At 64.4% G+C, this 5,353-nt stretch carries 6 protein-coding genes and 2 tRNA genes; 6 read left to right on the top strand and 2 right to left on the bottom strand.

Annotation, left to right across the window (positions count from 1 at the left end; genetic code table 11):
• The 4 genes from B3P22_RS05680 to B3P22_RS23815 all read left to right on the top strand — a co-directional run.
• A partial coding sequence (locus B3P22_RS05680; protein WP_296270305.1) for a hypothetical protein occupies positions 1-459 on the top strand: 459 nt, incomplete at its 5' end.
• A gap of 221 nt (positions 460-680) precedes the next feature.
• Positions 681-881, top strand: a complete 201-nt coding sequence (locus B3P22_RS05685; protein ID WP_296270306.1) for a hypothetical protein — start codon at positions 681-683, stop codon at positions 879-881.
• Positions 868-1,194, top strand: coding sequence for a helix-turn-helix domain-containing protein (locus tag B3P22_RS23810; RefSeq protein ID WP_419096415.1), 327 nt, complete (start codon positions 868-870; stop codon positions 1,192-1,194). Before B3P22_RS05685 ends, B3P22_RS23810 begins: the two co-directional genes overlap by 14 nt.
• An 80-nt stretch (positions 1,195-1,274) precedes the next feature.
• The gene (locus tag B3P22_RS23815; RefSeq protein WP_419096416.1) at positions 1,275-2,240 is read left to right on the top strand and encodes a tyrosine-type recombinase/integrase; all 966 of its coding nucleotides are present in this window, start codon (positions 1,275-1,277) and stop codon (positions 2,238-2,240) included.
• On the opposite strand, the gene B3P22_RS05690 is transcribed toward B3P22_RS23815, so the two are convergent.
• Both B3P22_RS05690 and uvrB read right to left on the bottom strand, forming a co-directional pair.
• Positions 2,191-2,265: transfer RNA gene (locus tag B3P22_RS05690), tRNA-Val, on the bottom strand. The two genes, B3P22_RS23815 and B3P22_RS05690, sit on opposite strands and share 50 nt — an antisense overlap.
• A gap of 146 nt (positions 2,266-2,411) precedes the next feature.
• Positions 2,412-4,427, bottom strand: a complete 2,016-nt coding sequence (gene uvrB, locus B3P22_RS05695) for an excinuclease ABC subunit UvrB (RefSeq protein WP_054668639.1) — start codon at positions 4,425-4,427, stop codon at positions 2,412-2,414.
• Positions 4,428-4,644: 217 nt separating this feature from the next.
• On the opposite strand from uvrB, the gene B3P22_RS05700 reads away from it, so the two are divergent.
• Positions 4,645-5,154 carry a GspH/FimT family pseudopilin gene (locus B3P22_RS05700; protein ID WP_296270307.1) on the top strand — a complete coding sequence of 170 codons (510 nt, stop codon included), beginning with the start codon at positions 4,645-4,647 and terminating at the stop codon, positions 5,152-5,154.
• A 75-nt stretch (positions 5,155-5,229) separates the two neighbouring features.
• Positions 5,230-5,303 (top strand) — tRNA-Asn (locus B3P22_RS05705).
• Positions 5,304-5,353 lie beyond the last annotated feature (50 nt).

Genomic DNA, 5,353 nt, shown 5'->3' on the forward strand with positions numbered 1-5,353 from the left:
GCTCGCCGCCCGCCCGCAGGGGGGGGGGAGGTGATGACTGACCTGAAGCAGCGGCTGGAGCAGCACGCGGCCGCCTACAGCCTGCTAGGCGAGAAAGACCTGCCCGCATTGCTGCGGGAGGCTGCTGCCTCCCTGCGTGCCGCGCCTGAAGTTGAGGCACTCAGCGAGTCCGACAAAGAGATTGCACTGGCACAGGCCGTCGAGCTTGCACAGTACTTCGAGAAGAATGCAAAGGGCCGGATGCGCGAGGCCGCCACGCGGTTCCTGTCCCTGTCGTATGCGCAGGATGTGGCTCAGCGCCTGCGCGTCGCGCTGCAGTGCGGCGAACTTATGAAACTAGCGGCGACGTTCGAGACGTGCATTCCGTTCCTTCCGGCAGTAGGAAAGAAGAACATCGCAAGAGCCGTAGCAGAACTGCGAGGCATCGCTGCCTGTACGCAGGAGGCGAGCGATGCGTGACCTGGAACTCAAAGCCCGGGCCGTAGAGGACGCCGTATTCCGGTGCCTTCTAAACGCAAGTCGGCAGCCACACCGCGAGGAATACTGGCGCCGGCAAGCTGATCTGCTGGAGAAGAAGTTCACCGGAGAGCATGGGCGGCATTACAGCTATTTCACATGCAGAAATACTGCTTGGTCATGCGGCATAGATGAATCATCAAATCTCTAAGAATGAGGTCGGAATGAAGAATTTCTTTGATTACATCGGCCCATTAACCATTTTCGTTCTAATGGCAATGATTGCTGTGACAGTTGCTGCCGTTGTAACAGGGAAGTTAATGCTCATGATCCCTGCAATGGGCCTTGGAGCACTCGCCATGTTAACCAACATAGCAAATGGAGTCATGAAATGTACTGAACGGAGTGATCATGAGCGCAGCTGAAAGGCTCCCTGAGCTATATACAGAGGCGGTAGCTGCCTCCTATCTTGGCATCTCCGAGATTACCCTCAGGCGCATTCGCACCAGAAACCTCATCGGCCATATCCGCATCGGTAAGGCCGTAAGGTACACAGAAAACCACCTGCTCAATTATTTGGAGAGACAAACGTGTCAGCCCGTTTCCGCCTTGGCGACTATTGGCTCGAACAGCGCAAAGGCTCAACCGTCTGGTATCGGGCGTGGCGGGACGCAAATGGGTGTAAGCAGCGCGCTTCGCTTGGCACAAGAGACTTTGGAGAGGCACAAGTCGCACTAGCGCAGTGGTATGTCGAGAACGCGGCGATGGCCGGTCAGGCGCCGCAGGACGTTTTGCTTTCGACCGTGCTGACCCGGTACATGGCCCAGCACGGCGGAACCATCGCCAGCAAGGCGACTGCCAGCCGTGCAGTGGATCTGTGGCGGGAGTGGTGGCCGGGGACGACCACCGTGGCAGAGGTCGGCATCGGCCAGCAGGAGGATTTCCTCGGCTGGCTGCGCGGGAGGAACTACAGCGAGGGCTACGCGCGGCGCGTGCTGGGGGTGGGCAAGTCGGCCTTGAACCGAGCGTGGAAGCGCGGAGAGATCGCGCAGGTGCCGTTCGTGGAGCTACCACCCATCGGCGAGGCGTACCCGCACTATGCGAGCCGGGAACAGGTCGTGCGGCTGCTCAACACGCCGATGCCGGAACACATGTGGGCATTGCTGCTGGTCAGGCTGTGCACCGGATGCCGCGGGGATGCCGCGCAGGATCTGCAGGTGTTCCAGATCGACCGACGGGCCAATCTGGTGCGCCTCAACCCGCCCGGCCGCCAGCAGACGAAGAAGTACCGGCCCGTGGTGCCCCTGCTGCCCGCCCTGTCTGCCTATATCGACCAGGCAAAGCCATCGGCCTACGTGGTGCACTGGCACGGGCGCCGAGTTGCCTCGATCAAGACGACATGGCGGAAGGTGAGGAAGGCGGCCCTGCTGCCGCCCTGGTTCGTCCCCAAGACGATCAGGCACACAGTCGCCACGTGGCTGCGGCAGCGCGGCGTGCCGGCATGGGAGGTGTCTGGCCTGCTGGGGCATCACGCCGGCGGCACGACGGACGCCTATGCGAAGTTTGACCCCGCCTATCTAGGCGAGGCCCGGAAGGCGCTACAGCAGATCGTTGAGGACTTGGCCCGCGATGTGCCCCGGCTGGCGGAGCTTGTTGGGGTCAGTGCGGGGTCAGTCTATGCGACTGCCGATGATGCTAAGTCCACCGAAACCATTGGTACTGCTAGGTTTCAAGTGGTGGGCGGTACAGGGTTCGAACCTGTGACCCCTACCATGTCAAGGTAGTGCTCTACCGCTGAGCTAACCGCCCTTTTCGCCGCAACAAATTGCTTGCTGCGAGGGCGCGTATCTTATGCCAGCGGTTCGGCAAGAGCAACAGGTTTCCGGAAAAATTTTCACATCGCCCTCCATGCGCCCCGCCCCACCCGCGGGCAAGGCACCGGCAAGGCGCGCGACTCATCCCAGGCTTGCTTCCTTCATGCGGCGGATCTGGTCGCGCACCCGCGCCGCGTCCTCGAACTCCAGGTCGCGCGCATGCTGGTACATCCGCTGTTCCAGCTCCTTGATGCGGGCCGCCAGCCTGGCCGGCTCCAGCGACAGATAGTCGGCCTCGGGCTCTGCCACCCGCCGCCCCTTGCCCTTGGCGCCGGACTTGGCCGATCCCTCTTCATGCGCGCCCTCGAGGATGTCGATGATCGGCCGCGCCACCGACTTGGGCACGATGCCGTGCGCCTCGTTGTGCTCCACCTGCTTCTGGCGACGGCGGTCGGTCTCGTCGATGGCCGCCTGCATCGAGCGGGTGATCCTGTCGGCATAGAGGATCGCCTTGCCGCGCAGGTTGCGGGCGGCGCGGCCGATGGTCTGGATCAGCGAGCCGGTCGAACGCAGGAAGCCTTCCTTGTCCGCATCCAGGATCGCCACCAGCGAGACTTCCGGCATGTCCAGGCCTTCGCGCAGCAGGTTGATGCCGACCAGCACGTCGAACTTGCCCAGGCGCAGGTCGCGGATGATCTCCACGCGCTCGACCGTATCCACGTCCGAATGCAAGTAGCGCACGCGGATGCCATGCTCGCCGAGGTACTCGGTGAGGTTCTCGGCCATGCGCTTGGTCAGGGTGGTGACCAGCACGCGGTCGCCCATGCTGATGCGCGCGTGGCACTCGGACATCAGGTCGTCGACCTGGGTGGCCACCGGCCGGATCTCGACCTGCGGGTCGACCAGGCCGGTCGGGCGCACCACCAGCTCGGTGATCTCGTCGCCCGACTCGCGCAGCTCATAGGGTCCGGGGGTGGCCGATACGTAGATGCTGCGCGGCGAACGCGCCTCCCACTCCTCGAAACGCAGCGGGCGGTTGTCCAGCGCCGATGGCAGGCGGAAGCCGAACTCAACCAGGGTTTCCTTGCGCGAGCGGTCGCCCTTGTACATCGCGCCGATCTGCGGGATGGTCACGTGTGACTCGTCGATCACCAGCAACGCGTCCGGCGGCAGGTAGTCGAACAGGGTCGGCGGCGGCTCGCCGGCGGCCTTGCCGGTCAGGTGCCGCGAGTAATTCTCGATGCCACTGCAGTAGCCGACCTCGGCCATCATCTCCAGGTCGAACTGGGTACGCTGGGCCAGGCGCTGCGCCTCGACCAGCTTGTTCTGCGCGTACAGCTGCTCCAGCCGCTCCTTGAGCTCGGCCTTGATCGTCTCGATCGCCGCCAGCACCCGTTCGCGGGTGGTGGCGTAGTGGGTCTTGGGGTAGATCGTGTAACGCTGCATCCTGCGCAGGCTCTCGCCGGTGAGCGGGTCGAACATGCCCAGCTGCTCGACTTCGCCATCGAACAGCTCGATGCGCACCGCCTCGCTGTCCGACTCGGCGGGAAACACGTCGATGACCTCGCCGCGCACGCGGAAGGTGCCGCGCTGCAGTTCGTACTCGTTGCGGGTGTACTGCAACTGGGTCAGGTGCTTGATCAGGTCGCGCTGGTCGATGCGCTCGCCCTTGGACAGGATCAGCCGCAGCGACAGGTAGTCCTCGGGCGCGCCGAGGCCATAGATCGCCGAGACCGTCGCCACCACCAGGGCATCGGGCCGTGACAGCAGGGTCTTGGTCGCGGCGAGCCGCATCTGCTCGATATGCTCGTTGATCGAGCTGTCCTTCTCGATGAAGGTATCCGAGGCTGGCACGTAGGCCTCGGGCTGGTAGTAATCGTAGTAGCTGACGAAGTACTCGACCGCGTTGTGCGGGAAGAACGACTTGAACTCGCCATACAGCTGCGCCGCCAGCGTCTTGTTCGGCGCCATCACCAGGGTCGGCCGCTGGACCTGCTGCACCACGTTGGCGATGGTGTAGGTCTTGCCCGATCCGGTCACGCCCAGCAGGGTCTGCTTGGCGATGCCGGCCTCGAAGTTGGCGACGAGTTTGGCGATCGCGGCCGGCTGGTCGCCTGCCGGCGAATAGGGCGATACGAGCTGGAAACGGTCGGACATGGCGGCGCCGGCGGTATGGACCGGCAAGTATAGCCATCGCACGGATGACGGCCGGCTGAGGACATTTCCCATGCCCGCCTGCACCCTGCGGCCGATTCCCGTCGCCAACGTATCGGCCCAGTCTGCCTGCAGTCGCGCTGCGCGCCGTTCCGCGGGAAAGCCCTGCATGGCCTGGACACCCCTAGCATCCCCTCCTCCCTCGCCGCATCCGCGCGGCATGAGCCTGGTGGAAATCCTGGTGGGCGCGTTCATCCTGGTGACCCTTGCCATCGTCGCCCTGCCATCCATGGAGGGACTGATCGAACGGCAACGCACCCGGGCCGCGACCTATGCGCTGCTCAACAACCTCGCCCTGGCCCGCCTCACCGCGGTCAGCAGGCGCGGCATCGCCGCGCTCTGCCCTTCCACGGATGGCACCACCTGCACGCGTTCGAGCGACTGGAGCAATGGCTGGCTGCTGTTCCTCGACCGCGATGGCAACCGCCGCCCCGACAAACCGGACGACATCGTGCGGCAGGACATACCCCCGGCATCGCGCCACATCCGGGTGGTCAGTTCCGCCGGACGACGACAGGTCCGCTACCTGCCCGATGGCCGCAGCGCCGGCAGCAACCTGACCATCTCGCTGTGCAACACCAAGGGGCGTCTGTTGGCACGGGTGATCGTCAACAACGCGGGCCGCGCGCGCACTGCCCGCCCCAGGACGCCGACTGCATGCCCGCGTTGAACGCCCGCGCCCGCGCCCGCGACGCGTCGGCGGGGCTTGCACGCCCCGGCGTCGCTGCGTCGCATGCGCGTCCCCGCCCGAATAGCCCAGCCGGTTAGAGCACTTGACTGTTCATCAGGGGGTCGTTGGTTCGCGTCCAACTTCGGGCGCGAGATAAAAAGCCTGCGAGCGATCGGAGGGTTTTCTATTTGGCTGGCCC

Origin of the sequence: Pseudomonas sp. UBA6323 (genome assembly GCF_002439135.1) — a bacterium.
Classification (GTDB): domain Bacteria; phylum Pseudomonadota; class Gammaproteobacteria; order Pseudomonadales; family Pseudomonadaceae; genus Aquipseudomonas.

What these genes read in the sequence shown, in the direction of transcription:
- B3P22_RS05685 (WP_296270306.1), top strand. Translation starts at nt 681, where the DNA reads ATGAAGAATTTCTTTGATTACATCGGCCCATTAACCATTTTCGTTCTA.
- B3P22_RS23810 (WP_419096415.1), top strand. Translation starts at nt 868, where the DNA reads ATGAGCGCAGCTGAAAGGCTCCCTGAGCTATATACAGAGGCGGTAGCT.
- B3P22_RS23815 (WP_419096416.1), top strand. Translation starts at nt 1,275, where the DNA reads ATGGCCCAGCACGGCGGAACCATCGCCAGCAAGGCGACTGCCAGCCGT.
- uvrB (WP_054668639.1), bottom strand. Translation starts at nt 4,427, where the DNA reads ATGTCCGACCGTTTCCAGCTCGTATCGCCCTATTCGCCGGCAGGCGAC.
- B3P22_RS05700 (WP_296270307.1), top strand. Translation starts at nt 4,645, where the DNA reads ATGAGCCTGGTGGAAATCCTGGTGGGCGCGTTCATCCTGGTGACCCTT.